Source organism: Bradyrhizobium sp., from assembly GCF_004799445.1.
GTDB lineage: Bacteria > Pseudomonadota > Alphaproteobacteria > Rhizobiales > Xanthobacteraceae > Bradyrhizobium.
This window is the reverse complement of the sequence record NZ_SSNA01000180.1, coordinates 18,923-42,724: the sequence shown is the minus strand read 5'-3', so window position 1 is coordinate 42,724 and position 23,802 is coordinate 18,923. Positions and strand designations below refer to the sequence as shown.

Sequence of the window (23,802 nt, the reverse complement as noted above, 5' to 3'; positions counted from 1 at the left end):
AGATACATCAAGGGCAGCACCAGGATGGCGAGCATCGCCATCTTGACCTCGCGCGCTTCGATTTTCTTGCCGACATATTCCGGGGTACGGCCGACCATCAGCCCGGCGACGAAGATCGCGAGCACGACGAACAGCAGCATGCCATAGAGGCCGGCGCCGACGCCGCCGACGATGATTTCGCCGAGCTGCATGTTGATCAGGGGAATCATGCCGCCGAGCGCGGTGAAGCTGTCATGCATGGCGTTGACCGCGCCGCAGGACGCCGCCGTGGTGATGACCGCGAACAGGCTGGACGCAACGATGCCGAAGCGGACCTCCTTGCCTTCCATGTTGCCGCCGGTCAGCCCAAGCGCATCGAGCGCGGTGGTGCCGCTGGCTTCGGCCCAATAGGTGACGGCGACGCCGGCGATGAACAGCACGCCCATCACGGCGAGGATCGCCCAGCCCTGGCGCTGGTTGCCGACCATGCGGCCGAACACATTGGTCAGCGCCGCGCCGAGCGCGAAGATCGAGAGCATCTGCACGAAGTTCGACAGTGCCGTCGGATTCTCGAATGGATGGGCGGCGTTGGCGTTGAAGAAGCCGCCGCCATTGGTGCCGAGCATCTTGATGGCGACCTGGGAGGCCACCGGGCCGACGGCGATGGTCTGTTTCGCGCCTTCCAGCGTCGTGGCGTCGACATAGGCGCCCAAGGTCTGCGGCATGCCCTGCCAGACCAGGAACAGCGTGTAGACGACGCAGATCGGCAGCAACACATAAAGCGTGCAGCGCGTCACATCGACCCAGAAATTGCCGATGGTGCGCATCGAGGAGCGCGAGAAGCCGCGGATCAGCGCCACCGCGAGCGCGATGCCGGTGGCGGCCGACAGGAAATTCTGATGCGTCAGGCCGAGCATCTGCACGAGATAGGACATCGTGCTTTCGCCGCCGTAGTTCTGCCAGTTGGTGTTGGTGATGAAGCTGATCGCGGTGTTGAACGACAGGTCCTCCGCGACGGCGGATTGTTCCGCGGGGTTGAACGGCAACACGGCCTGCAGCCGCATCACCGCATAAAGGATCAGGAAGCCGCCGACATGAAAGAACAGCATGGCGATGGTGTAGGTCAGCCAATGCTGCTCGCGCTTCTCATCGACGCCGCCGACCCAGTAAAGCGCTGCCTCGATTGGCCGCAGAATCGGGGAGAGCAAGGTGCGCTCGCCATTGAACACGCGCGTCATGTACCAGCCGAGCGGTTTGGCCAACGCGGCGATGATTGCGCAGAAAAGCAGAATTTGGATCCAGCCAATGGCGGTCATGGTGGTATGCCTTGAGTTTGCTCAGAACTTGGGGTTTGGACGTGTCGAGAACCGGTTGCCGCGAAGCAGGCCTGTTGCGGGTCTCAGAACCGCTCCGGCCGCAGCAGCGCGTAGGTCAGGTAGATCAGGAGCCCCACGGAAACGAGGCCGGCGAGTGAGTAATCGAAGATCATGGCGGTGTTCCTTCCATGCGTGTTCGCGCGCGTCGTGCGCGGAAAACCTTAGAAAATCTAAAGTCGCTCGCAGGCATAGGTGTAGCCGACGGCCGCCACGAAGAAGCCGAGCCCTAGGGCCAGCATGACGATGTCCAACATGGAATGCTCCTGGTCGCTTGCTTGCCTGTACTTATTGCGCATTGCCGCGGACGACGGATTGCGGTGGATCAAGACGGGGGGCCCGCCGCCAACCCGGCCCTTGGCCGTATCAGTGGCGCTGAAGTGCCACTCCACGCATAGGTTTTCGAGGCGACGGCGAAGGCGGAGTTATAGGAATCTTATAAAGACGAGCCGCTCCGGCGCGCCGCCGGCCGCGCTCAGTTGCCGCTCCCGCCGGCTGTTCCCGTCACCCGGTCTTTTACGTCAGCAGAATGACGGTTTGATTTTGAAGCTCCGCCGCACCTGCCGCATGGCATGGGGAAAAGCCCGGAGCCTCGGCCCGCAAGACCAGCTCACGGCTTGCCCGTCTTGCGGATTGCTCTGGCCGCCCACAGAATCCCTATAACAAACCATCCCTGCCCATCCCGAAAATCTATGTCGTCGTCGATAGATTGGCTGCCGGCGCGAAGCGTGCAGCGAGCAAAAGCCCGTTGTTGGCGGGCGTTCATGATCGGCGACCGGTATGAATCTTGCTCGGTGGAATAGCGCAGCCGCGCCGAAAGATATTATTTTTTAACCTCGTGGGATCACGGCGATGCTGGTCAAGTTCGCGAATGCCCTGCCCGCTTCATTCAGGGCGACCACGGCGAAGGCGAGCCTCACTCGCAAACTGACGCTGGCGGCCTTCGCCGCGATCGGGCTTGCCGGAATCGGCTGCGGCGCGGCCCATGCGGAAAACCCCGACATCAGCAGCCGGCGCGCCTCCGAGCGGACCGACTTCACCAACGACGAAATCAGGGACGGCTTTTTCAAGATCGCATTCGGCGCCGAACTACAACTCGACGCGCCGGCCGAACGCGTGCGAAAATTCGACGAGCCGGTCAGGATCTTCGTGGAAAGCCGCGGGACGCCCGACCGGCGTCCGGAGATCGCCGCGATCGTTGACGATATTCGCGCGCATGTGAACCATCTCGATGTCGCGATCACCAATGACCGCCGGGCGGCCAATTTCGTGGTCCGGCTTGTCGCCGACCGCAATCTGGATCGGACCATCCGCGCGCTGTACGGCAACGACAAGGCGAAGCGGATTCAACAATCGCTCAGCCCACAATGTCTGTCCGGTATCGGCAAGGATGAGCGCTATCGCATCCGCCGCGCGGAGGTGATCCTGCCGGTCGACGCCGGCGATTTCACCTTCTACGACTGCGCCTACGAGGAGCTGCTGCAGGCGCTCGGCGCCATCAACGACGACCGCACGGTGCCCTGGACCATGTTCAACGACGAGGTCCAGATGGGGTTCTTCGATATCTACGACCAGTACCTTCTCAATATTCTGTATGACCCGCGTATTCGCCCCGGCATGACCAAGGACGAGGTCAATGCGCTGCTGCCCGAGGTATTGTCGACGGCGCGCGCATGGGTGCGCGACACCAATTTGCCGCGCCATGCGGACGCGCGGCACCGGTCCGTCGAAAGCGACTAGCACATGATCCGGAGAAGAGAGAACCGGATTTGCTGGAGATAGCGCACGACAAGACAATCCCGAGCCATCACACCTGGTGGCTCGCGGGCTCAGCGGTCAAATCGCCGGCGTCAGTGACGGTTTCGTGCCGACGACGACGAGTATTCGGTGATCCCGAAATCGTTTCGCTTGGTGGTCTGCCCTTGATTGGCAGCCAGCTGATTCGCCCGGGTGTATTTCGACGGCGCGCTGGCGGAAGCTCCCGCCTGGGCACTGTTGGATGCCAGGAGCGCTCCGCAGAGAATGGCGAGGGCTCCGGCGATGGCAGCTAGGGATTTATACATTGCAGCCTCCATTTGGTTTGAGACAACCCAAACGAACCGGACTGAACGTTTCCTAGGTCAAATGACCTCTGCTTAACGCCTTGTCGACGTCTTGTTGTCTCCAGCGATAATGATGATCCTAAGCTTGGGTAAGCGCAACAAACAGTAAGCAAATGCATAAACTATCAGCAAAGATGCGCGTTACTCAAAAGCGGGCAATACGGATTGGTAAACGAATCCAACGCGCGTCTTTACCGCAACGCCGCATGAGACTCTCCGTGCGGAGCTTGGCTCGACAAAACAGTCGAACCACGACGGTCGATGCTAGTTTGGCTTATTCGGTGTTTTCGCAGGGTCGGACTGGCGTGCCTGACCCCAGGGATCGTATCCCTGCTTGGGCGTTGGAATTCGATCCAGCGCGGCTTTGTAGGCTTTCTCATCGATCTTGGGGCGGGCTTCGCCGGGAGGTGCATGGCTGCCGCCCTTCCTGCCCATGCCTTGCGCGTACGCGGGAAGGGTGGCCAACGAAATGATCGCCGCAGCGACGATGGGTATTTTGATCGCCTTCGTTCTGCCGCTCATGCGCCTTTCTCCAGTTCTCGACACACCATTGAACCCCAGAGTTTGCAGGGGGACAGCCCTTTCCTCGACCGGCGGGGGTCACGAACCGAGGAGCTGTCCTCCGGACCTTCCGCGGGAACACCGCCCGACAAAGCGTAAGCATGGCTGTCGTTTCGTTCTCCCCATATAAATAAAATAGCCTCTTGCTGCGGTACCGTTACGAAAGATATCCTTTTAGGCAGGCTGCCGCTGGAATGGGCGATACGCGCCAATATGAATCTGAAAGAAAATCAAGCTGATACGGCGAAATCCGATCCCAAACCACCGATGCTTATCTGGGTTGGAGGCGTCGCTTTCCGCACGCTGTTTTTGCTTGTGCTGATCGTGGTGACCGCACGCGTGGCCAGCCCCCAGCTTGAACACCTCCGGTCGGTGCACGAAACACCAGGCGATCTCATCCGCGTGCTGTTGGGTCTCGGCGTTTGCACGTGGTTTGTCGTCAATCTTTTCATCCTGCCCAAGGACGCCGGGGCGTACCGGACCTGGATGTATCTCGGCGTTGCGGTTGTGCCGCTGGCGGTGCTCTGCGCTTTCGTCGTCTGGTAAGTGCCTTCCTCACTTCGATTTTTCGGGCGTGGATGCTTGCGACGATCCCGGCTACTTTTTCTTCCGCAAAAAGAAGTTCTGGAACGCGGCGATGGCTTCCGGCGACCGCATCCGCTCTCCGAAGAAATGATCCTCTTGACCCATTCTCCGGACGAGATCCTCGGTCGGCAGCTTCAACAGGTTGCGAGAGATCGCGACCGCGTCCGCCGGCAGCGCGCAAATCTCGCGCGCCACTTTTCGAGCCTCGACGATGGCATGCCCCGGCGGAACGATGGTGTTAACGAAGCCGGCCGCACGGGCGTCTTGAGCGCTAGTGGGCCGACCCATCACCAGCATGGAGAATGCGAGCTGGTGGCCCACCATTCGCGGCAGCAGCAGGCTGGAGGCGCCCTCCGGTACGAGGCCGTACTGAATGAAAGGAGATTGAAAGGTCGTTGTCGTGCTGGCGACGACATAATCGCAATGCAACACCATGGTAGTGCCGATGCCGATAGCGATGCCGTCGACCGCGGCAACAATCGGCTTCCTGTTGTTGACGAGCGACTGCAGGAAGATGACGGCGTTTCTCGGCCGCGCCCCGTCGTCCTTGGACGTCGCGGCTTGCAGAAAGTCCGAAATATCGTTGCCGGCGGTGAAAACACCCGAGCTCCCGGTCAAGACGAGACAGCGGATCGCGGAATTTGATTGCGTGGTGTCGATCGCATCGCTCATCGCAAGATACATTTCCTGCGTCAGCGTGTTCTTCTTTTCCGGACGCCGCATGGTGATCGTTCGCGTGGAATCTTCGTCAGTTACAATAATGTGCTCGGACATGGTTTTCCCGGATCAGGCGAGGATAATTTGATCGGCGGCGTACTTTCTCAAGTAGCAGATACTCAAACATGTCATTCGACATTGATCGAGATCATTCCTTGTCTGGCCCTTGTCCGGCCTTGGTCGAATCAGACGTGCAACCGCCCATGAGTCTATTGACCGGAGGGCGTACGAACCCCGTGCCAGGCATCCCGCACCTGATGATAATGAACTTCAGGCAAATAGTCCGGCGTCTCCAGCTTCAGGACCTGCACGTCGAGGCGTCCGACGGCGCTCAGCAGCGTGTAGGACGCGATCACGCGGTCACGCTGGCTTTGAATCAACCTTGTGCGCGCGTTGGTCAGATCCTGCTGGGCGTTGAGAACGTCGATCGTGGTGCGTTGTCCTCCGGACGCCTCGCGCCGGACGCCCTGGAGCGCGATGCCGGCTGCGCGCACCTCGGACTCTGCCGCCGTGAGCGCCACCTTGGTTCCTTCATTGCTCACCCATGCGCTGACGACCGCGGTTCGCGTCTGGTTTCTGACCTGTTCGAGCACCAAGCGGCTCTGCGACGTCAACTCCTTTGCCTGCCGGGTTTGCGAAGCCGCGGTGCCGCCGTCGTAAATCGGTACGTTGAGCTGGCCGATCACCGAAGCCTGGTCGGTGTTGGTGGTGGAGAGCGTCGAATCCGACTGAACGGCCCGGCTGGCGCTCGCCTGCACCGACACGGTCGGCAGCAGGCTGCTCTCCGCGACCTTGATGGTGGTTTGAGCGACGTCAACATCGAAAGTGGCGCCAAGAATTGCCGGATGCTCGTGGCTGGACGCCTCCCTTGCCGCGGCCAACGCATTCGGTGAGAAGCCATCGACCGTCGAGGCCGGTACCAATTGCGACGGAGGCTGGCCAATAACCTCGGCATAGGTTGCCTTGCTGATGGCGAGCACGACTTCCGCCGCGTTGAGATCGGCCAATCCCCGACTCAGCCGCGCCTCGGCCTGCGCCGTATCGGTCGGTGTAACGTCACCGGCATCCAGACGCCTTTTGGTGGTGGTCTGTATTTCACGCAGCACCGCAACGTTGGCGCGCTGCGCCTCCACCAGCGCCTGATTGGCGAGCACGTTCATGTAGGCGGTCACGGCATCCAGCAGGACGCCCTGGCCGACATTGCGGAGCGCCTCCCGCCCGGATTTGACCTGAAACTCCGCGACACGAACGCTGTTTGCGGTCTTGTTGCCGTTGTACAGGATCTGGTTGACCGTCACGCCGATGGTCCACGGACGCAGCGTCGCGCCCTGGACGGTATTGTCGGGCAACAGGTTGCGAACCGCCTGCAGCCCAGCACTCAGGCTCGCGACAATCTGCGGCCGATAGCCCGCGAGCGCCTGCGGAACATTTTCGTCAGTGCCGCGTTGCCGCGCCCGCTCCGCGTTGAGTTGCGGATTGACCTGATAGGCCTTCACGAGCGCTTCCTGAAGGGTTTCGGCCGCGGACAGATCGATCATCACCAGATTGGCGACCGCGACAACGCACAGCATCGGCCAAGCGAAGTGGAATCCCTTTCTTCGGGAATCCGGAGCGCATCTGATAGCGACGTCACTCACCACTTACCTCGACCGTTACGATGCCCGTCATTCCGCGGGTGCCAGATGGCCTTCCGAAGCCAGGTCCGACCGGCTCCGGCGCGAGAACATTGAAATGAGCGCCGGCAACGTGATGAGGATAACGGCAGGCGCCAGCATCATGCCCGCCACCACCACGACCGCAAGCGGCTTTTGTACCTGCGATCCGATTCCGGACGACACCGCCGCCGGCAGCAATCCGATGCCGGCGACCACGCATGTCATCAGCACCGGCCGCAGCTGAAGCTCTCCGGTGCGCACGATCGCCCTGCCGCGCTCCATGCCCTCGTCGATGAGCTGGTTATACTGGGACAGGATGATGATTCCGTCCATCACCGAAATGCCAAACAATGCGATGAATCCGATCGCGGCGGAAACGCTGAACGGGATGCCGGTCAAGAGCAGTCCGAGAATGCCGCCGAAGACCGCCATCGGAATCACGCTCATGGTCAGAATAGTGTCTACAACGGACCCGAAATTGAACCAGATCAACATCGCAATCAGCGCCAGACTGATCGGCACCACGATCGACAGCCGCTTGATGGCATCCTGCAGATTGCCGAACTCGCCGACCCACTCGACGCGCGAGCCCGCCGGCAGTTGCACCTGAGCGGCGACCTTCTGCTGCGCTTCCTGGATGGCGCTACCAAGGTCGCGTTCGCGCACCGAGAACTTGATCGGGAGATAGCGCTCCTGCTGTTCACGGTAAATGTAGGCCGCGCCCGATACCAGCTTTATCGTCGCAACCTCGCTGAGCGGAACCTGAGTGATGCCGTTCGGGCCCTGCGCGCCGATCCGCAAATTCTGGATGGCCTCGGCGCTCCTGCGGTATTCCGGCGCCAGTCGGACGATGATCGGGAAATGGCGATCGCTGCCCGGCTCATAGAGGTCGCCGGCGCTGTCGCCTCCGATCGCGGTGCGGATCGTGGTGTTGATATCGCCGGGCGAAAGACCGTAACGCGCGGCGCGCGCGCGGTCGATGTCGATCTGGATCGTCGGCTGGCCAAGCGAGGTGAAAACCGCAAGGTCGGTAATTCCCTGCACCGTCGCCAGCACGGACTTGATCTTGTTGGCGGTATCGGTGAGCGCCTGCAGGTCGTTGCCGTATAGCTTGATGGAGTTCTCCCCCTTCACGCCGGACACGGCTTCGGAGACGTTGTCCTGAAGATATTGCGAGAAGTTGAACTCGACGCCGGGAAATTTCTCCTGCAATTGAGCAAGCAGCTGGGCCGTCAGTTCATCCTTGTCTTCCCGGTCGGGCCATTCCTTCGCCGGCTTGAGGGGTGCGAAAAACTCCGCGTTGAAGAAGCCCGCCGCATCGGTACCGTCGTCGGGCCGGCCGTGCTGGGAAACCACCGAAACAACTTCCGTCCGGGCGGCAATCACCTTGCGCATCTCGTTGACGTAGGAATTGCCCTCCTGAAGCGAGATCGTCGGCGGCAGTGTCGCCCGGATCCAGAGATTGCCTTCCTCGAGTTTCGGCAGAAATTCCAGGCCGAGCAGACGCACGGCGACAACCGTCATGATAACCAGCGCCACTCCTCCCAGAAGGACGATTCGGCGGTTGGCGAGCGAGCGCGCCAGCACCGGCATATAGAGGCGGTGCAGGAACCGCATGATGAGCGTTTCGGTCTCCTCGACATGGGCCGGCAGGATGATGGCGCAGAGCGCCGGCGTGACCGTAAAGGTAGCCAGCAATCCGCCCGCCAGCGCGTACGCATAGGTACGCGCCATCGGGCTGAAAATGTTGCCTTCGACGCCGCTTAAGGTGAACAGCGGCAGGAACGCCGCGATGATGATCGCGGCGGCGAAGAAGATCGACCGGGACACGTCAGCCGCGGCAGTAAGAATGGAGTGCTGCTTCATGTCCATGATGGTCTTGGCGGAACTCGCGGCCTGTTCGCTCTCCGACATCCGGTTGGTGTGCGCCAGCCGCCGGAAGATCGCTTCCACCATGATGACCGTGGCATCGACGATCAGGCCGAAATCGATCGCGCCGACCGATAGCAGATTGGCCGACTCTCCGCGCAGCACCAGGATGCTGACCGCGAAGAACAGCGCGAACGGAATCGTCGCGCCGACGATAACAGCACTGCGCAGGTCGCCGAGGAACAGCCACTGCAGAACGACGATCAGCACAATGCCGAGCACCATGTTTTCCAGCACGGTCTTCGTCGTGGTCTCGATCAGATCCTTTCGATCGTAAATGCGCTCGATCCGGACCCCGGGCGGGAGAATGGTGGAGTTGTTGATGGTCGCAACCAGCTCTTCGACCCTGGAAATCGTCGGCGAGCTTTGCTCTCCGCGCCGCATCAGGACGATACCCTGGACGATGTCGTCGTCCTGGTCCTGGCCGGCGATTCCAAGTCGCGGCTGCTCGCCAACCGTAACGGTCGCTACGTCCTTGACGAGCACCGCGGTTCCTCCGTTCGACGAAACCATGGTATTGGCGAGACTATCGATGGAACGGATCAGGCCGACGCCGCGCACCACCGCGGACTGCGAACCGATGTTGACGGTGTTGCCGCCGACGTTGACGTTCGAATTGCTCACGGCCTGCAGCAACTGCGGCAGTGTCAGCCCATTCGCCACCAGCTTGTTGAAGTCGACCTGGAGCTCATAGACCTTGGTCCGGCCGCCCCAGCTGGTGACGTCGATCACGCCGGGCACGACCTTGAATCGCCGCACCAGGACCCAGTCCTGCAATGTCTTGAGATCGAGCACCGAATAATTGGGCGGACCGACGAGGCGATAACGATAGATTTCGCCGATCGGGCTGAGCGGGGAAATCTGCGGCTGGGCATTGTTCAACAACGGCGCAAGCTGGGACAGCCGGTTCAAAACCTGCTGCAGCGCCTGATCGTAGGTGTAGTCGAACGAGAACTGCAATTTGACGTCGGACAGGCCGTACAGCGAAATCGTGCGAATGACTTTCAGATTCTTGATGCCGGCAACCTGCGTCTCCAGCGGAATCGTGATGTAGCGCTCGATCTCCTCGGCCGACAGCCCGGGGCTCTGGGTGACGATATCGACCATCGGAGGCGTCGGATCGGGATAGGCCTCGATGTTCAACTGCTGAAACGCGACCAGTCCGCCGATGAGAACGACTGCGAACAGCCCTACCATCAGGAACCGGCGACTAACAGCAAAGGCGACAAGACGGTCCATTCGACCCGGATCTGGTTAAGCGATACGTTGAGACGGATTAGGTGCCGGAGGCCGCCCGATCGATGAACAGGCTGCCCCTGGTGACGATTTTTTCTCCGGCCTTCAGATTGGTTCGGACCTCCACCAGATCGCCGTTCGTCAGGCCGGTCTGGATGTTGCGAAGCTCGATCGACTTGTCGTCGTGAACGACCCACAGGCGGACGCGGTCGCCTTCATAGATCAGCGCCTGCTTGGGCACCCCGACCGAGGGGTGATCTCCGCCGGAATAGATCGTCACATTGGCGAACATCTCGGGCTTGAACAGGCCGTCCTTGTTGTCGATGGTGGCGCGGACCAGCAGCCGGCGGGTCGCCGGATCGATCGCGGCCGCGACGTAGTCGATGCGCGCCTTGAACTGGCTGCCTGGCATGGCGAGCAGCGAAAAGGTGATTTCCTGGCCGACGGCGACGCCGGACGCTTCGGTCTCCCGTACAAAGGCCAGCAGCCACACCGTCGAGAGATCGCCGATCACGAACACCGGGTCGCTTGCGCCGCTGCTGATGAACTGGCCCGGGCCGACCTTGCGCTGGACGACCGTCCCTTCGAGCGGGGAATAGATCGGGGTGTCGGCGCTGATTTGCCGGGTTTGCTGAAATGACGAGATCTGTTCTTCGGAACGGCCGAGGATTCGCAGCCGGTTGTGGGCGGCTTCCAGCGCCGTCTCGGCCGAGCGCACATCATTCTGCGCCGTGTTCAAATCGTTCTGTGACTGCTGCCAGTCCTTGAGCGGGACCGCCTTGCCGGCGTAGAGGTCGTTGGCCCGCTTCTCGACAATCTGCGCCAGATTGAGCTTGGAGCGTGCGCTGTTCAAGGCGCTCAGGGCGGCGACGAAGTCGTTCAGTCCCTGCACCGTATCGGCGGCCTCGACGATAAACAGCGGCTGCCCGCGCTCGACCTTGTCGCTTGGTTTTACCAGAAGCTTGGTCACGCGGCCCGCGAAGGGCGAGAATATCGGCGTCGAGCTGTCTTCGTTGACAGCGATCTTGCCTTCGGTGGCGTGTTCGGCCCGAAACACCCGCTCGGTGACCGGCTCAACGGTAAGGCTGGCCCACTCCGCCGCGCTCGGCACGTAGCGCGGAAGCTCGGCCTTGGCGGGACCCGTGGTTTCCAAGGATTTCGCGTGCGGAATCAGCAGCCGGCTGACGCCAAACACGCCCACGCCAATCACTGCGGCCACCGCGAGCGCGACGGCCAGCCGTCGCGGTATCCGATTCGTCGCGGCTGTCATATTGAGTTAGCGCCCATTGACCTAAACGACCTCGTTCGCCTCGTTGAGACATGCCGGTGTCAATTCCCTGATTCTCGACCGGACCGCGCCAAATCAGCGATTTTGCCTCACCATAGTACCGTATCGGTCCAAGCGGTGTCGACCGCTGCCGTGCAGGCTGCACAGCGACTTTTATGGCGTTACCGCACTGCGATTACACCAACCTTACGGGCTTCGCCCCCCAGAAAAGAAATTGCCGAATCTGGAAAGAACCCGCAGATTAGCCCAGATACTCTTCTGTTGCCCCGACCTGGGCAAGCAAAAGCGAAGTTATAGACAAACAGCGGCAACGCATTTTCTGCTTCAACCTCGAAGATCGGCCGTGCGCGGAAACCTTCATCGGTCCGCAAAAAGACCTTCACGCCCCGGAAGGGAATGATCATGTCGGCCGCACGGTCGATCATTTTTCCCGAAACTCTTGCTCCTGGCGCCCTCAAGCGCTCTTGCGGCCCTGCCGCAACTGCGCGTCGCTCACAGCGTTGCGCTACAGATCGAGTGGTTGAGGCGTCTAGTTCTCTGCCGGACCACGCCACATCGGAGATTTCGGGCCGCCGTAATAACGCATCGGTCCGAGCCGGGTGGGCTGTTGGGATGCCAGCTGCACCTGGCTTTCGGAGGCGACGCCACGGGCGTGAAGGCCCCTCTTGTGAGACTTCGCGACAGCGTCGAAACAGATCCCAGCCGTCAGGACTGCAGCGACGACGGTCACGAACAAGATCCGTATATTCCTGGCATTCATGTCAATCGTACCCCCTCCAGAAAAAACTGCTCTGATCTACCCCAAGGCTGATCTACCCAAATCAGCATTCAGTATTTCGCAACAACGGGACCGTCCCAGTGGAATTTGTAGTTGACGCCGACCAGGGCTGTCTGCGCGGTCTGTTTGACACTCAGGACTTCGCCTGGCGGGAGCAAGCCCGCGGCCGCGGTGAAGTGCTGTCCCGACGTGTCTTCGATCCACATATAATTGTACTCGACGAACACCGACCAGTTTGGCGTAAACATCCACTCACCGCCAACGCCGACCGTCATTCCAGGCAACGAGTAGCTAGCGGACTCAGCGAGAGCGCCGCCCGGCTGCAATACTTGATTCTTGTTTTGCATCAACGCCCAGCCGGTCTTCACGTAGCCGAGAAACGACGGCGTCCACAGGTAGCCGATCCTGCCCGTCGCCGTGTAGATGGCCTTGAGACTGTTCGTCTCCGAGAACGTCGGAAAGTCCGTGAGTGCATGCTTGCCGTTGATGTTGCCGAAGTCGAACGTGCCCTGTACGCCAAACACCACGTTGCCGGTCTGGAAGTCGCAGCCGGCCTGACCGCCACCGATAAAGCCGCTGTCGTTTTCACGGCCATAGTTTGCAGCTGCGGGGATGGCGGGATCTTGCAATACCCGCATCGTATCCACTCGGGTCCAGCCACCGCCAACATTGCCGCCGAGGTAGCAGCCGGTCCAGTTGTACAGAGGCGCGGCCACCGGGACAGCCTTGAGCGCCATATCCGCGGCTGAGGCGACGCCCGTCGCTCCCAGACCGATCAAAATACCTGCGACCAAAGCCAATTTCGTCTGTCGGTACATAAATTCCCCCTGCAATCCTAAATCCGATTTTCTCGCCTCAACACGGAAGCAGTCGCTGCTTCCCTCAACCGATGGACCGGCTCTCTCATATGACAGAGCAGGACCCGAAGGACGCGCCAATCACGGCGAACCCTCAGTATTTCGCGACGACCGGACCTCCAAACTTGAAGTCCAGGCCGAGCGTCACAACCGAGTAGGTGCTGTTAACGCTGTAGGGCAGTTGTCCGTTCGGCGTGAGCGGATTGCCTGTTCGATCGAACCTGCCGAAATCGTAGTAACGATATTCGATCTTGCCGATCAGATTGTTGGTGATCGCATAGGCGATACCGCCGCCCGCGGTCAGGCCGCTTTGGTGATTGGTAAACTGATCAACGGGGAATCCGGGAGCGGTACTGGTGTGAAGAATATCGCCGAATGCCCAGCCGCCGGTGAAGAACAACATCAAGCGGTCGACCAGGATGCCACCCCGGCCAACAAGCGAGCCGCCCCAACGCAGGTTGCTCTGATCGATCACGCCGAGTTGCAGGGTCGCGTCATTGCCCTTGATGCCGGACCAGAAACCACTGGCTTCAACACCGACCAGGTAATTGCCGCTTTGCATGTTGTAGCCTACCTCGCCGCCACCGAGCGCTCCCGTCGAGTTGTAGTTGACGGTGAAATCTGCAAAGCCCGCAGGGCCGTTGGCGTTGTTGTAATTGTGGTTGCCGAGGCCGCCCCCGCCGAACCCGCCGATATAGAAGCCACCCCAGTCATAGACTGACGCAGCCGCCACCGGAGCCTTCGCATACGGAAGATCGGCACCGAGCGCCGGTGACAGCAGGCCCAGCACACCGAGCGAGACGGTGGTGAGAAGAATTCGTTTCATCGTTATCCCCTATCGAATTGTTCTGGCGAAACATCCGGCGGCCGCGGCCGCCGTGACCTTGTCCTGCTTCAGAAGTGAATGATGATGTCCGCCGCACCGACGAGGGCGAAGTTCCGATTGGCCGGAATGCCGAGGTTCGAATTGCCGTTGAAGGCGAACGCATCCAGCGACTTGTAATAGGTAAACTCGGGCCTGATCTCGATCTGGGGCGAGAACCAGTGCTGCCAGCCGAGGCCGGTCTCGACGTATCGCGTCTTGGTGCCGGTGCGCTGCCCCTGCTTGTCGTCATAGAACTCGCCGCGCCAGGAGATATTGTCCAGCGGCGTCGGCTTGTAGTTCAAATAGTAGACGTAGGTCTGCACCGACGCCGTACAGGCGAGCACCACCGAATTGCTGCACTGCGCGAGGCCCGGCGAGTTGAACGGCATGTATTGCGGCGAGAACGGCGTGCCTCCGTTCGACCACAAACCGTTCGTCCCAACAACAGCGGGATTGAGCGCATTGGGCACATTATTCTGGTGCAGATTGTAGGTCTCGAACGAGAGGTGCCACTGATCGTTGAACTTGTGATAATAGGTGACGCCGAACCATTGCAGGTTGTTGTAACCCCACTGGCCGCCGTTGAGGGCGTCGCCCACCACGTATACGTTGTCCTTGCCGTCATCGCTGGTCCAGCGCACGCCGGCGGTAACGCTTGGCACCGCACCCGGATCCTTCGGCATCGTGGCTCCGGGATAGAGCGGGTTCGGGAACGGATTCGGGATCGTCGCGCCGGCATGCCAAGGCATGGTGTCGCTGCCGACCGAGACGCCTAACTGCAACATCCAGTTCTTGGTCGCCGCGAGCGTGGTCTGGATGCCGGTGTTGGTGTAGTTGTCGAAGGTATAGGTCATCGAGTGCGTGTACATGTAGTTGTTCGGTGCGAGCTGCGCCTCGATGTCGGGAACCGAAATGAAGCGTCCGAACCGGATCAAGAGACCTTCGGCAAGCTGCGGAATGAATACCTCGCCATAGGCCATCGGCAGATCGTAGCCGTAGTTCTTGTTCTGGTTCAGAAGCTGATAGCTCCAGAGCCCGAACGCCGTGGTGTACCGGTAGTTCTCGCCGTAGATCGGCGCGAGGCGGAAGCCCCAGTCGATGTGATCCTTCTGAACCGTGTCGGGGAGCCGCTCGATGTAGAGCACGGCCTGATCGAGCTGCACGGTGTTAGGGTTGTAATCATACGCCGCCGGCACGTTGCCGCCGCGCACCGTGTTGGTCGAGAGGTTGCCACCGGCATTGAGCCAGCCATACACCTGGATGTGGTTGTCGTTCATCCACTGACCGGGAGCCGTATTCCCCAGCGCGACCATCAGCGGACTGTCGGCCGAACTCGGTCGCGTCACGCCGAGATTGGTCGATCCGCCATAGGGCCATTCCGCGAAAGGCATCGGAGGCGTGCTCTGTGGCGTTGTCGGCCAGTAGTCGCGGCGACCAGGAGGGGCCTTCGGATCGGCGGGCGCCACGTCATGTCCCCACTCGAGCCTGTAATAATTGACGAAGCGCTCCATGAAGGTGGCGCCGAGGTAAGCGTCGAGGCACGAATAATTCTTGTAGGGATCGACGACGGTCTTGCATCCAGCCGGCGCCTTGGCCGGCACTGAGGCGTCGGCAGCGTATGCAGCGCTTGCAAAGCCCATCGCCGCCAACGAGACGCTCGCCAAAAGAAGTCTTTTCATAGTCTTGCCCCAAGCTGTTGTTACGGGCGCCTTCAGGCGCTCTTGCGAGTCCATTCACCCTCGCGAGTAATCTTTCGTTGGGGAGGCAAGTAAATCGATACGGTTTGCTGCGCCGTTTCATTAAAAAAAAATATCTGAAATTGTGATTTAGGCGACAATCGCACAAAGAAGTATCAGTTGCCTGTTGCGGTGCTGAAATTCACAGCGAAATTTGCCGGATTTCGCCTTTTTCCTTCGATACACGACGTAAGCTACGAGTAATTTTCCGTCTCGTGTGTCTTTTTCGCCATACTCAGCCCGATCACCGCAGAGCTTTTCTCGCGCAATGGGCTTTTTGGATATTTTTTCTCTATTAAAAAAAGCGCGATTGTCCATCGAAACTATATGTCAGGACTCATTATGCTGCGACGCATGAGCGAAACCTGTTCGCTCGGCGCGAGGCAGAACGATGGATGTCGTGGCAGAGGGCGCGAACGACGCGAGTGATGCGGCTGTCGCCGACAAGGTCGAGAACCTGGACTTCAGCTTCTTGCCGAACAGCCTGACCGCACAGTGCCAGAGCCTGATCGAGAGCTACCACGAGCTGCACGGCTACACGTGCCTGCCGGACATTCTGTGGAAGGCCCGGCTCGGGCCCTTCATCGAAACACATCGGGAGTTTCGGCTACTGCTCCGGAAAGCCTCGACGACCCGAAGTGCCAAGAAATCCAACCAGGGCTTCGTGCGGATAGCGACGACTCTATTGTCACTCGAAATCTTGGCCTCCAGCTTCGCAGGCTGGAGCGCGATCTATCCGCAAGCTGCATCCCGGGCTCAGGCGATCCTCAAGCGAACCGCGCGCAGCCCAAATACGCCCCTGATGGAATTCTATTTATATCCGCCAAAATACATCAGCTCAGCCGCGATCGCGACGCTCGCACCGCCTGCGAGCCGGCAAGCCAGCGAAGCGGAGCTGTACCGCTCATCGGCGCCGCAACTCGCCGGCGAAAAAATGGCGCTCAACTACGTCAATGCGATTCAGCACCCGCGGGACGGGAAGCTGCACCATCCGGCCGCGGCATCGTCCGCCTGAAACCCCGCTTGATGGATTAGCCGAAACACCACGCCGGCGCGGGGCGACGCAGGCCTAATTCACCACACTTTTCCGCAGGCAGCGATTTGCGGCCGACGGCAAATGGCGACCGCCGCTGGTCGGCAACCGCCCTGCGCGCGCTTGGTTCGCGTCCACGGCGTATGTCGGGCACACGACCAACCAAAAAATATATGTCTTTTATATTTCTTTCGCCAATGAACGACATAGATTTTCTACGTCGATTTGGAGAATGCTGGCGTTGCCGGGTAGTTGACGACATCGGAGCGACGCGTGATTTGACGGCGATCAAGGCTTGCAGGCGGCGTTCGCCTATCCTGCGATCTGATTTTTCGGCGTTGTGATCTAGTGTTGCTGGGGCGTGATCTTGCTGCGGCTATTTCAGAAGCCATGGTGACGATCATCCGGTGTCTTTCTCTACGAAAGCACGTACCTTTGTATTCTCATCTGCCGATCGTTGAAAAGCTCGCAAGGACGCGGGCAAGCTCGGTGACGAGCAGGAGCGCAAGTCCCTTGCAGCCGGATCACGAGCTGCCATCGCAGGGCTTTCTGCGCACCGACGTCTTGCCGCTGCTGATGTCGCTCGCGTGCGTCGCTCTTGTCACCGCGGTGCTGGTGTTGCTTGACCGGACCGCCGCGGCCAATCTCGTTCCGATCGCCTATCTGATCCCCGTTGTTATCGCCGCCACCCAATGGGGCATCTGGCCGGCAACGCTCGCATCGATCGCAAGCATGGCGGCGGCGGATTTCTTCTTTTTTCCACCGATCTACAGCTTTGCGGTCGAGGACCCGCAAGAGGTCATCGACCTCTTGCTGTTTCTGGTGGTCGCGCTGGTCAGCAGCAATCTGGCCTCTCGCTTGCGACAGGAGACGGAAACGCTGCGTCGGCGAGAAAAGGATATTCAAAACCTCTACGAATTCTCGCGGCGTCTGGCGGCCTGTTTCACCGTGTCGGACTTGATCTCCGCGACTCAGAACTACCTCTCCCGGACCCTTGGACAGCCAGTCGTTTTCTTCGCCGCCAGGACCGATGGTCACTTCGAGCCGCCGAAAGCAGAATCGGTGCCAGAGGTGGTGCGGGAGAGCGTCGCATCGATGATCGCGACAACCGAGGCTCCGGCTCGTTCCATGATCGATGGGCCGACCCAGAACGTCTGGTTGCTGAGGCCTGTGGTTTCCGAGACCGCGGTTCATGGGCTTGTTGCGGTCAATATCGGCGGCGGCTCCGGCGAAACCGTCACGTTCAGGACCCGTCGCGTCGAGGCGATCCTTGAAGAAGTCTCCTTGACGCTGCAACGGATCGATATCGAGAAGGCGATAGAGGACGCCAGGCTGCGCCTGCAGGGCCAGCTCCTGAGAGACGCATTTCAGGGCACGCTTTCGCATGAATTGTGTACGCCTTTGGCGGCCATCCGGGGCTCGGCGAGCGTGCTGGAATCAATGCCCCTGATTCAGCGCGATGATCGGGCCCACTCGCTGGTTGAAGCCATCTCCGACGAAGTCGCAGAACTCGATGGCTTCATCCAAAACCTTCTCAATGCGACGCGGGTCACCGGAGGCGGCGTCGACCCGCATCTCGAATGGGCCGATCCAAGGGACATCATGAACGCCGCGATCAAGACAAGAGCGCGGCGATTGACCGCGCACAAGATCGAGACCGCATTTGCCGAAGACCTGCCGCTGGTCAACGTCGATTCCGGCTTGATCGAAGAATCCTGCGGGCAGCTTCTCGAAAACGCGGCGAAATATTCCCCATCCGGTTCGACGATCTCGGTCAGCGCAACAAGCGAACAGGGAGACGTCATCCTGTCGATTTCAGATCAAGGCGTCGGGATAACCTCGGACGAACAGCAGCAACTTGGCCGAAAATCGTTCCGAAGCCAGCGCCATCAGACCATTCCGGGGTCTGGCCTCGGCTTCTGGATCGCATCCGTCTTTGTCGGGGCAAACGGTGGCAGCATTCGCATCTCGAGTCCCGGGCAAGGACGGGGAACGACGGCCTCCATCACCCTGCCCGGCTCCTCGATCAGCCCTCTGAACTATCGGCCATGACCAATGAATAAACCTGCCAACACCGTGCTCCTGATCGAAGACGAAGCGAAAATCAGGCGATTTCTTCGCGCTGGCTTCGAACTCCAGGGCTTCTCGGTGATCGAGGCCGAGAACGCCGCCGACGGATTGAGGGCCGCCACATTCAGCGCGCCGGATCTCATCATTCTCGATCTGGCGCTGCCCGATCTCCACGGATCGGAAGTTCTGGAGCGGATCCGGTCGTGGTCGAATGTGCCCATCATCATCCTCTCGGTGGTATCGAGCGAGGACGAAAAGGTTCGACTGCTGCAGGCCGGAGCCGACGACTATGTGGTCAAGCCGTTCGGCATGGCCGAGCTGCTGGCGCGCAGCGAAGCCGCGTTGCGGCGATATTTCAAGAGCGCGACCGAGAATCCCGTGGTGGTAGCCGGCCCGCTCTCGGTCGATCTCGTCACGCGAACGGTAACGCTCGACCAGCAACAGATCAGATTGACCCGCAAGGAGTATCGGCTGCTCCATATCCTGGCGACCCATGTCGGCCTGGTGGTGACGCACGACCAGTTGCTCAAGGATATCTGGAGCGGCAACCAGCGGGACAATATCCAGTACTTAAGAATTCTGGTTCGCAAGCTGCGGCAGAAGATCGAAACCGATCCCAATCACCCGCGCCTTCTGGTGACCGAATCCGGCGTCGGCTATCGCCTTCAGGCCCGCCTTGAAGATATTGCGGCGAGCTGACGCGTTCACCTCGTCGGGCTCCTGACCGCGACCGCGCCGAGAAACGCTCTTAAGCGTTCGAGGGCTTCTTCAGCGGATTGTCGGCAGACGCAGGATCGCGATCCTTTTCATGATCGCCGATCCGCGCGCGCGGCGTGAAACAATCCAGGATCGTCACCGTCGCCATTCGATCGACCGTTGGCGCCAATCCCTTGCCGGACGCGGCCCGGCAAGGCCGCCCCCAAACGACGATCGAGACCTCCGCCCCCTACAATAGTATAAAAATAATATAATTTATGTGCCTTTATGCTTATGCTGCCCAAGCAAAGTGCTTGTTCTGCACAAAAAACAGAGAGAGAGAGAGAGAGAGAGAGAGAGGAAGCGTTGCATTTTCTCATTGAACATTTTTCCTTTCTGGGATTCGACGGCCAGTACTGGATGCTGATTGTGGTTGGACTGATCGCCGTTTCTATTCCCTTCGTGCGGAAGAACCGCGATCGGCCCTGAGACCAAAACCGCGCCGAGCAACTGGCTTGCGAAAGTGACGCTCGAGATCACCCCGCCAAACGGCAACGCTTACCAAACGACTTTGCAGGATTGGCTGCCATGGCAGGGACCGCCTCCGCGGCGAGGGCAAGCGTTCCCTGTGCAGTGCGACCCCGCCAATCCGAAAGAATTGCATCTTATGTCTCAGGCCGCCGCGCGAACGGCGTTTTGAACACCGGTGGCAAGTCATAAACGAATGTTCGTGCCGGCGCCGGCGAACTGATCCGGCGCGAGGCTGAGGCCGCATCGGCGCACGCGGGCCTTTATGAAATTCCTATTTTTCGGGCTCCCGCCCCGCCTCGTTTTCAAACGGCGTTTTGATCACATTGCGGGCGACGGCCGCAGGTTGCGACCGCGCGCCAGTTTGAGATCAGACCATGCCGCTGCTTGCAGCATATCGCGACCAAATCGGGATCGAGGACCGGCTTCGTGAGGCGCATGCCGTAACGGCAGAGCTGCTGTCGGACGTCATCAGCGAGGCGTGCTGGTGCTTTCCACCGGTTCGGCGGACCGAGACGACAGCGCGGATCGAACGGCTGATCAAATCGGGCGCCTGGACCGATGCCGTGCTTGCGCTGATCGAGCTGGAGGTGCCGCAATGGCAGGTTCGCCGCATCGTCTATGACGACGGCGAATGGCATTGCGCGCTATCGCGCCAGCGCGAACTTCCCGAATGGCTCGATCAATCGGTCGAAGCCAGCCATGCCGACCTGCCGCTTGCGATATTGAAGACATTCGTCGACGCGCAGCGCACCAGCGCGCCGTCGGCCAGGACAAGCGTCCCCACCGTGCCGCGCGGCGAGAGCCTGCTTTGCGAGCCGGTCTGCTGCGACAATTTCGCGTAAGAAGGATTCTCGACGTGGCGCAGCTACCGAATGTGACGCGACAGGTAAAATCGACCGAGGTGATCGTTCGCTTCTGCCTGCGCATGGTCATTCTAGTGATTTTCGCCGCGTTTGGCAGCGTCGGCTTCGACCGAAGTCTGACCGCGTTACTGTGGATGTCCACCATCCTGAGCGCGGTGCTGGCGACGCTGGAGCACGAACAGCCGCTTGCTGCCGTCCTCAACCACTGGGACGAAACAATGGCTTACGCGGCGCTGTGCTGCCTGGTCAGCGGGTTCGATCGCGCCGTTCCGGTTTGAGACGGCCACCTTCGGGCTTATGCGGTTCCTATGAGATCGCCGCCCCGACGCTCTCGAATTCATATCCGCCCGGGAAGATATTGGCGGCATGAGTCAAGCAGCCTCCCCGGCGACGGCGCCCGTCCAGAACCATACGGCAACTGAACGGTCCGGCGCTCCGGGGCCAGCCTTGCTCGTCACAAGAAGGAATACCAACGTGAAGCTCGTCGAACCTCCCTCGTGCAGCTCAGCATCGACCATCGTCTTTATTGGCAGGAACAGCCGCGGCAACTGGGTCGCGCAGGAACAAAGCGGTCTCTATGGCGGCCTGTTCGTCAACCGCGCGCAAGCCGTCAAATACGCGCTCTTTGAAAACGGTCATCACCCCGAGACCATCGTCGAGCTGTCGCGCGAAATCGAGCTCGACATGAGCGGCCGACTTGCCGCCTCCGATCGCGTCGTCGGCGCCCGGCGCGCCGCCTGAAACGCCGGATAGCCATCGTCCAGGATAGCTGGAAGGAGAGCCAGATGGTTCAGCCTCATTCCGTCGAAAGCCAGGAGCAGGTCGTCGATACCATGATCGGACTCACGCGCCTGTCCAGCCTGCAGCGCGCGATCGTCGCGGGCAGCGACCGGATGGAGCTCTGCCTTGCGCTCCGGCGGCGCGGATTCATGCGGGTGGCCACCCCGGCGAGCTCCCGGATTCCCCGGGGGCAGCACGCGATCGGCCTGATCGCGGGACAGGATTCGCCGCGCGCTATCGAGGCCGCGCTCGCCGAGATATCGCCGTTCCTCAGCACCCATGCGGCCGTAGCCATCCTGATCGACTCCGGCGAAAGCGACGCCAGCCTCAAGATAAGGATGAGGCTCCAGCAAATGGGCTTCCAGATCGAGGCCGGGGTCAGGTGCCGGCAGGGCCTTGTGCTTTCCGCGTACCGGCAAGGTTTCGCCCGGATGGAAAGTGCCGCGTGAACTCCGATGACACCCCTTGCAAATTCCATCGGCTGGCTCACGGGCTACCTGCCCGATCTCCCCACGCCGTTCGATCAAGCCGGCCATATCGATCTGGCCTGCTTCGCGAAGCTTTGCGAGCGTCAGATACGGGCGGGCGTTGCGGCGATCGTCGCCGGTGAGACCACCGGAGAGGCCTCGACCCTGACACCGGCCGAGCACGACGCCATCGTCCGCACCGCCGTCGAGATCGCCAATGGCCGCGTCCGCGTCATTGCCGGAGCAGGATCGAATTCAACCAGCCAGGCCATCGAGCTGACCCGTCGCGCCGAATTGGCGGGCGCCGATGCGGTGCTCTCGGTCGTGCCTTACTACAACAAGCCAATGCAGGCCGGTATCGCCGCGCACTTTCGCGCGATCGCCGATTCAACCAGGCTCCCCATCATCCTGCACGACATTCCCGCCCGAACCATCCGTGAACTATCCGACGACACGCTGGCGAAGCTGGCGCAATCCCGGCAGTTCATCGCTCTGAGGGATGCAACAGGCGATCTGGCGCGCCCGATACGCCTGCGCTCGATGGTCCCGTCGGGATTTCGACTGTTGTCGGGAGACGACACAACCGCGCTCGCCTTCCTTGCCAATGGCGGGGACGGCTGCATCTCGGTGGTATCGAACGTCGCGCCAGAGCTTTGTCAGGCGATTTTTTCGAGCTGCAGGCAGGGACGGTTGCAGTCCGCCCGATATCTGCAGAGCAGGCTGGCGCGGCTTGCCGCTTTGCTCGCCAGGGAAAACCCGGCGGCGCTCAAATATGCGATGGGCCTGCTCGGCTTGATGCGCCCGGACACCCGCCTGCCGATCGTGGAATTGGCGGAGACGGCAAAGGCCGAGGTCGAAAGCGCGCTCGCGGAGATGGGGGAGGAGGATCTCGCCAGCGAAGGTTGGGAAGACGTCCGCTCTCAGACAGATGCGGCCGCTACCTAGCAAGCCTTAGGTCTTGCGGGCTGCGCGGCGGCATGCCTGGCTAGACGCTTCGCCAGCTCAGGTACCGCGCGCGGTCGATGCACGCTGGCGAAAGTTCTTTTCGCGCCATTTCGGTCCGGGACCGCGCATATAATGCTGTTCCGGACGATATTTCCTGAGGTCCCGGAACGGGTTCAGAAAACTCGCCAGCGCGCCGGCCGCATGTCCGAGACGGGAAACCAGAACGGACGCGATGACGGAAAACTGTCGCATGTGACGCTCCTCTAGCAGGCTGACCGGAAAACGGCGGGGGCTGCGTGGTCTGTTTCCACTCCTTGCGAGCGCTCTGCCGGCCGGAATTCGGGGGTTAGGGATTATCGCGCGTCGGAATGCCGCGAAGCTCGAGTTCACGCTCCATCCGCCGCAGTTTCGAATCGGCGATCGCCTCGACCATCCGCCTGAAGGTGCCGCTGACACGGCTGAGCGGGCCGTGGGCGGGCTTGCCATGGGCCCTGGCAAAACGATAATCGCCCGGCGTCTGTCCCCGGTCGCTGCGATGCGACCGCCGGTCGCCATCGTAAATCAGCTCGCGATATCGGTCATCGCTGACAAGAAAATGGGCCATGTTCGATCTCCACCATCGGCTCGGACGCGAGCCGTTGAGCAGAACATGACTGCGACGGCATAGGAATTCGAGACGGCCGCCGGTTCCCCCGCATAGCCGCGTCATAAGCACCCTGCTGAGATCGGAGGGACGGCCTGTGACGTGCCGTATCT

General features: G+C 60.7%; 25 protein-coding genes. 11 read left to right on the top strand and 14 right to left on the bottom strand.

What is annotated here, in order from left to right:
• Positions 1-1,295 (bottom strand): potassium-transporting ATPase subunit KdpA (gene kdpA / locus E8A46_RS23560; RefSeq protein WP_291566382.1); only part of this gene is annotated, 1,295 nt, incomplete at its 3' end.
• 83 nt (positions 1,296-1,378) lie between these two features.
• Positions 1,379-1,468: a K(+)-transporting ATPase subunit F gene (locus E8A46_RS23555; protein ID WP_291566380.1), complete on the bottom strand. Its 90-nt coding sequence runs from the start codon at positions 1,466-1,468 to the stop codon at positions 1,379-1,381.
• Between the two features lie 736 nt (positions 1,469-2,204).
• On the opposite strand from E8A46_RS23555, the gene E8A46_RS23550 reads away from it, so the two are divergent.
• On the top strand, positions 2,205-3,092 hold the full coding sequence (locus E8A46_RS23550; protein ID WP_291566378.1) for a DUF2927 domain-containing protein: 888 nt from the start codon (positions 2,205-2,207) through the stop codon (positions 3,090-3,092).
• A 110-nt stretch (positions 3,093-3,202) separates the two neighbouring features.
• Here E8A46_RS23550 and E8A46_RS23545 read toward each other — a convergent pair whose 3' ends face one another.
• Positions 3,203-3,415 carry a hypothetical protein gene (locus tag E8A46_RS23545; protein ID WP_291566376.1) on the bottom strand — a complete coding sequence of 71 codons (213 nt, stop codon included), beginning with the start codon at positions 3,413-3,415 and terminating at the stop codon, positions 3,203-3,205.
• Between the two features lie 303 nt (positions 3,416-3,718).
• Positions 3,719-3,976 (bottom strand): hypothetical protein, encoded by a 258-nt coding sequence (locus tag E8A46_RS23540; RefSeq protein WP_291566374.1) that lies wholly within the window; start codon positions 3,974-3,976, stop codon positions 3,719-3,721.
• Between the two features lie 252 nt (positions 3,977-4,228).
• On the opposite strand from E8A46_RS23540, the gene E8A46_RS23535 reads away from it, so the two are divergent.
• Positions 4,229-4,561: a hypothetical protein gene (locus E8A46_RS23535; RefSeq protein ID WP_291566372.1), complete on the top strand. Its 333-nt coding sequence runs from the start codon at positions 4,229-4,231 to the stop codon at positions 4,559-4,561.
• A gap of 51 nt (positions 4,562-4,612) precedes the next feature.
• On the opposite strand, the gene E8A46_RS23530 is transcribed toward E8A46_RS23535, so the two are convergent.
• The 8 genes from E8A46_RS23530 to E8A46_RS23495 form a co-directional block, all read right to left on the bottom strand.
• Positions 4,613-5,374, bottom strand: coding sequence for an enoyl-CoA hydratase-related protein (locus E8A46_RS23530; RefSeq protein ID WP_291566370.1), 762 nt, complete (start codon positions 5,372-5,374; stop codon positions 4,613-4,615).
• A 152-nt stretch (positions 5,375-5,526) separates the two neighbouring features.
• On the bottom strand, positions 5,527-6,888 hold the full coding sequence (locus E8A46_RS23525; RefSeq protein WP_291566368.1) for a TolC family outer membrane protein: 1,362 nt from the start codon (positions 6,886-6,888) through the stop codon (positions 5,527-5,529).
• A 93-nt stretch (positions 6,889-6,981) separates the two neighbouring features.
• Positions 6,982-10,140: a CusA/CzcA family heavy metal efflux RND transporter gene (locus tag E8A46_RS23520; protein ID WP_291566366.1), complete on the bottom strand. Its 3,159-nt coding sequence runs from the start codon at positions 10,138-10,140 to the stop codon at positions 6,982-6,984.
• Positions 10,141-10,177: 37 nt separating this feature from the next.
• The gene (locus tag E8A46_RS23515; RefSeq protein ID WP_291566364.1) at positions 10,178-11,407 is read right to left on the bottom strand and encodes an efflux RND transporter periplasmic adaptor subunit; all 1,230 of its coding nucleotides are present in this window, start codon (positions 11,405-11,407) and stop codon (positions 10,178-10,180) included.
• Positions 11,408-11,586: 179 nt separating this feature from the next.
• Positions 11,587-11,850 carry a hypothetical protein gene (locus E8A46_RS23510; protein WP_291566362.1) on the bottom strand — a complete coding sequence of 88 codons (264 nt, stop codon included), beginning with the start codon at positions 11,848-11,850 and terminating at the stop codon, positions 11,587-11,589.
• A 403-nt stretch (positions 11,851-12,253) separates the two neighbouring features.
• The gene (locus E8A46_RS23505; protein WP_291566361.1) at positions 12,254-13,021 is read right to left on the bottom strand and encodes an outer membrane beta-barrel protein; all 768 of its coding nucleotides are present in this window, start codon (positions 13,019-13,021) and stop codon (positions 12,254-12,256) included.
• Between the two features lie 133 nt (positions 13,022-13,154).
• Positions 13,155-13,886, bottom strand: coding sequence for an outer membrane beta-barrel protein (locus tag E8A46_RS23500; RefSeq protein ID WP_291566359.1), 732 nt, complete (start codon positions 13,884-13,886; stop codon positions 13,155-13,157).
• A gap of 68 nt (positions 13,887-13,954) precedes the next feature.
• On the bottom strand, positions 13,955-15,604 hold the full coding sequence (locus E8A46_RS23495) for an outer membrane beta-barrel protein (protein WP_291566357.1): 1,650 nt from the start codon (positions 15,602-15,604) through the stop codon (positions 13,955-13,957).
• A gap of 448 nt (positions 15,605-16,052) precedes the next feature.
• On the opposite strand from E8A46_RS23495, the gene E8A46_RS23490 reads away from it, so the two are divergent.
• From E8A46_RS23490 to dapA, 9 genes are all read left to right on the top strand, one after another.
• Positions 16,053-16,676 (top strand): hypothetical protein, encoded by a 624-nt coding sequence (locus E8A46_RS23490; RefSeq protein ID WP_291566355.1) that lies wholly within the window; start codon positions 16,053-16,055, stop codon positions 16,674-16,676.
• Between the two features lie 507 nt (positions 16,677-17,183).
• Complete coding sequence (locus E8A46_RS23485; RefSeq protein WP_291566353.1) at positions 17,184-18,746, top strand: DUF4118 domain-containing protein; 1,563 nt, start codon at positions 17,184-17,186, stop codon at positions 18,744-18,746.
• Positions 18,747-18,749: 3 nt separating this feature from the next.
• Entirely contained in the window at positions 18,750-19,463 is a 714-nt protein-coding gene (locus E8A46_RS23480) for a response regulator (protein WP_291566351.1), read from the top strand.
• 363 nt (positions 19,464-19,826) lie between these two features.
• On the top strand, positions 19,827-19,949 hold the full coding sequence (locus tag E8A46_RS23475) for a hypothetical protein (RefSeq protein ID WP_291566349.1): 123 nt from the start codon (positions 19,827-19,829) through the stop codon (positions 19,947-19,949).
• A 416-nt stretch (positions 19,950-20,365) separates the two neighbouring features.
• Positions 20,366-20,833 carry a hypothetical protein gene (locus E8A46_RS23470; RefSeq protein WP_291566347.1) on the top strand — a complete coding sequence of 156 codons (468 nt, stop codon included), beginning with the start codon at positions 20,366-20,368 and terminating at the stop codon, positions 20,831-20,833.
• 14 nt (positions 20,834-20,847) lie between these two features.
• A complete protein-coding gene (locus E8A46_RS23465) occupies positions 20,848-21,132 on the top strand; it encodes a hypothetical protein (protein WP_291566345.1) in 285 nt (94 codons plus the stop codon).
• Between the two features lie 196 nt (positions 21,133-21,328).
• Positions 21,329-21,595: a hypothetical protein gene (locus E8A46_RS23460; protein ID WP_291566343.1), complete on the top strand. Its 267-nt coding sequence runs from the start codon at positions 21,329-21,331 to the stop codon at positions 21,593-21,595.
• A 44-nt stretch (positions 21,596-21,639) separates the two neighbouring features.
• Positions 21,640-22,083, top strand: a complete 444-nt coding sequence (locus E8A46_RS23455) for a hypothetical protein (RefSeq protein WP_291566341.1) — start codon at positions 21,640-21,642, stop codon at positions 22,081-22,083.
• Positions 22,084-22,089: 6 nt separating this feature from the next.
• The gene (dapA, locus tag E8A46_RS23450) at positions 22,090-23,046 is read left to right on the top strand and encodes a 4-hydroxy-tetrahydrodipicolinate synthase (protein WP_291566339.1); all 957 of its coding nucleotides are present in this window, start codon (positions 22,090-22,092) and stop codon (positions 23,044-23,046) included.
• A gap of 57 nt (positions 23,047-23,103) precedes the next feature.
• Here dapA and E8A46_RS23445 read toward each other — a convergent pair whose 3' ends face one another.
• Complete coding sequence (locus E8A46_RS23445; RefSeq protein WP_291566337.1) at positions 23,104-23,298, bottom strand: hypothetical protein; 195 nt, start codon at positions 23,296-23,298, stop codon at positions 23,104-23,106.
• A 94-nt stretch (positions 23,299-23,392) separates the two neighbouring features.
• Positions 23,393-23,650, bottom strand: a complete 258-nt coding sequence (locus E8A46_RS23440; RefSeq protein ID WP_291566335.1) for a hypothetical protein — start codon at positions 23,648-23,650, stop codon at positions 23,393-23,395.
• Between the last annotated feature and the right edge of the window lie 152 nt (positions 23,651-23,802).

Bases quoted from the DNA above. Each gene is read 5' to 3' on its own strand.
- E8A46_RS23520 (WP_291566366.1), bottom strand. From the start codon at position 10,140: ATGGACCGTCTTGTCGCCTTTGCTGTTAGTCGCCGGTTCCTGATGGTA.
- E8A46_RS23545 (WP_291566376.1), bottom strand. From the start codon at position 3,415: ATGTATAAATCCCTAGCTGCCATCGCCGGAGCCCTCGCCATTCTCTGC.
- E8A46_RS23445 (WP_291566337.1), bottom strand. From the start codon at position 23,298: ATGCGACAGTTTTCCGTCATCGCGTCCGTTCTGGTTTCCCGTCTCGGA.
- E8A46_RS23510 (WP_291566362.1), bottom strand. From the start codon at position 11,850: ATGATCGACCGTGCGGCCGACATGATCATTCCCTTCCGGGGCGTGAAG.
- E8A46_RS23550 (WP_291566378.1), top strand. From the start codon at position 2,205: ATGCTGGTCAAGTTCGCGAATGCCCTGCCCGCTTCATTCAGGGCGACC.
- E8A46_RS23440 (WP_291566335.1), bottom strand. From the start codon at position 23,650: ATGGCCCATTTTCTTGTCAGCGATGACCGATATCGCGAGCTGATTTAC.
- E8A46_RS23495 (WP_291566357.1), bottom strand. From the start codon at position 15,604: ATGAAAAGACTTCTTTTGGCGAGCGTCTCGTTGGCGGCGATGGGCTTT.
- E8A46_RS23470 (WP_291566347.1), top strand. From the start codon at position 20,366: ATGCCGCTGCTTGCAGCATATCGCGACCAAATCGGGATCGAGGACCGG.
- E8A46_RS23455 (WP_291566341.1), top strand. From the start codon at position 21,640: ATGGTTCAGCCTCATTCCGTCGAAAGCCAGGAGCAGGTCGTCGATACC.
- dapA (WP_291566339.1), top strand. From the start codon at position 22,090: ATGACACCCCTTGCAAATTCCATCGGCTGGCTCACGGGCTACCTGCCC.
- E8A46_RS23525 (WP_291566368.1), bottom strand. From the start codon at position 6,888: ATGCTGTGCGTTGTCGCGGTCGCCAATCTGGTGATGATCGATCTGTCC.
- E8A46_RS23480 (WP_291566351.1), top strand. From the start codon at position 18,750: ATGAATAAACCTGCCAACACCGTGCTCCTGATCGAAGACGAAGCGAAA.
- E8A46_RS23540 (WP_291566374.1), bottom strand. From the start codon at position 3,976: ATGAGCGGCAGAACGAAGGCGATCAAAATACCCATCGTCGCTGCGGCG.
- E8A46_RS23515 (WP_291566364.1), bottom strand. From the start codon at position 11,407: ATGACAGCCGCGACGAATCGGATACCGCGACGGCTGGCCGTCGCGCTC.
- E8A46_RS23500 (WP_291566359.1), bottom strand. From the start codon at position 13,886: ATGAAACGAATTCTTCTCACCACCGTCTCGCTCGGTGTGCTGGGCCTG.
- E8A46_RS23530 (WP_291566370.1), bottom strand. From the start codon at position 5,374: ATGTCCGAGCACATTATTGTAACTGACGAAGATTCCACGCGAACGATC.
- E8A46_RS23505 (WP_291566361.1), bottom strand. From the start codon at position 13,021: ATGTACCGACAGACGAAATTGGCTTTGGTCGCAGGTATTTTGATCGGT.
- E8A46_RS23535 (WP_291566372.1), top strand. From the start codon at position 4,229: ATGAATCTGAAAGAAAATCAAGCTGATACGGCGAAATCCGATCCCAAA.
- E8A46_RS23555 (WP_291566380.1), bottom strand. From the start codon at position 1,468: ATGATCTTCGATTACTCACTCGCCGGCCTCGTTTCCGTGGGGCTCCTG.
- E8A46_RS23490 (WP_291566355.1), top strand. From the start codon at position 16,053: ATGGATGTCGTGGCAGAGGGCGCGAACGACGCGAGTGATGCGGCTGTC.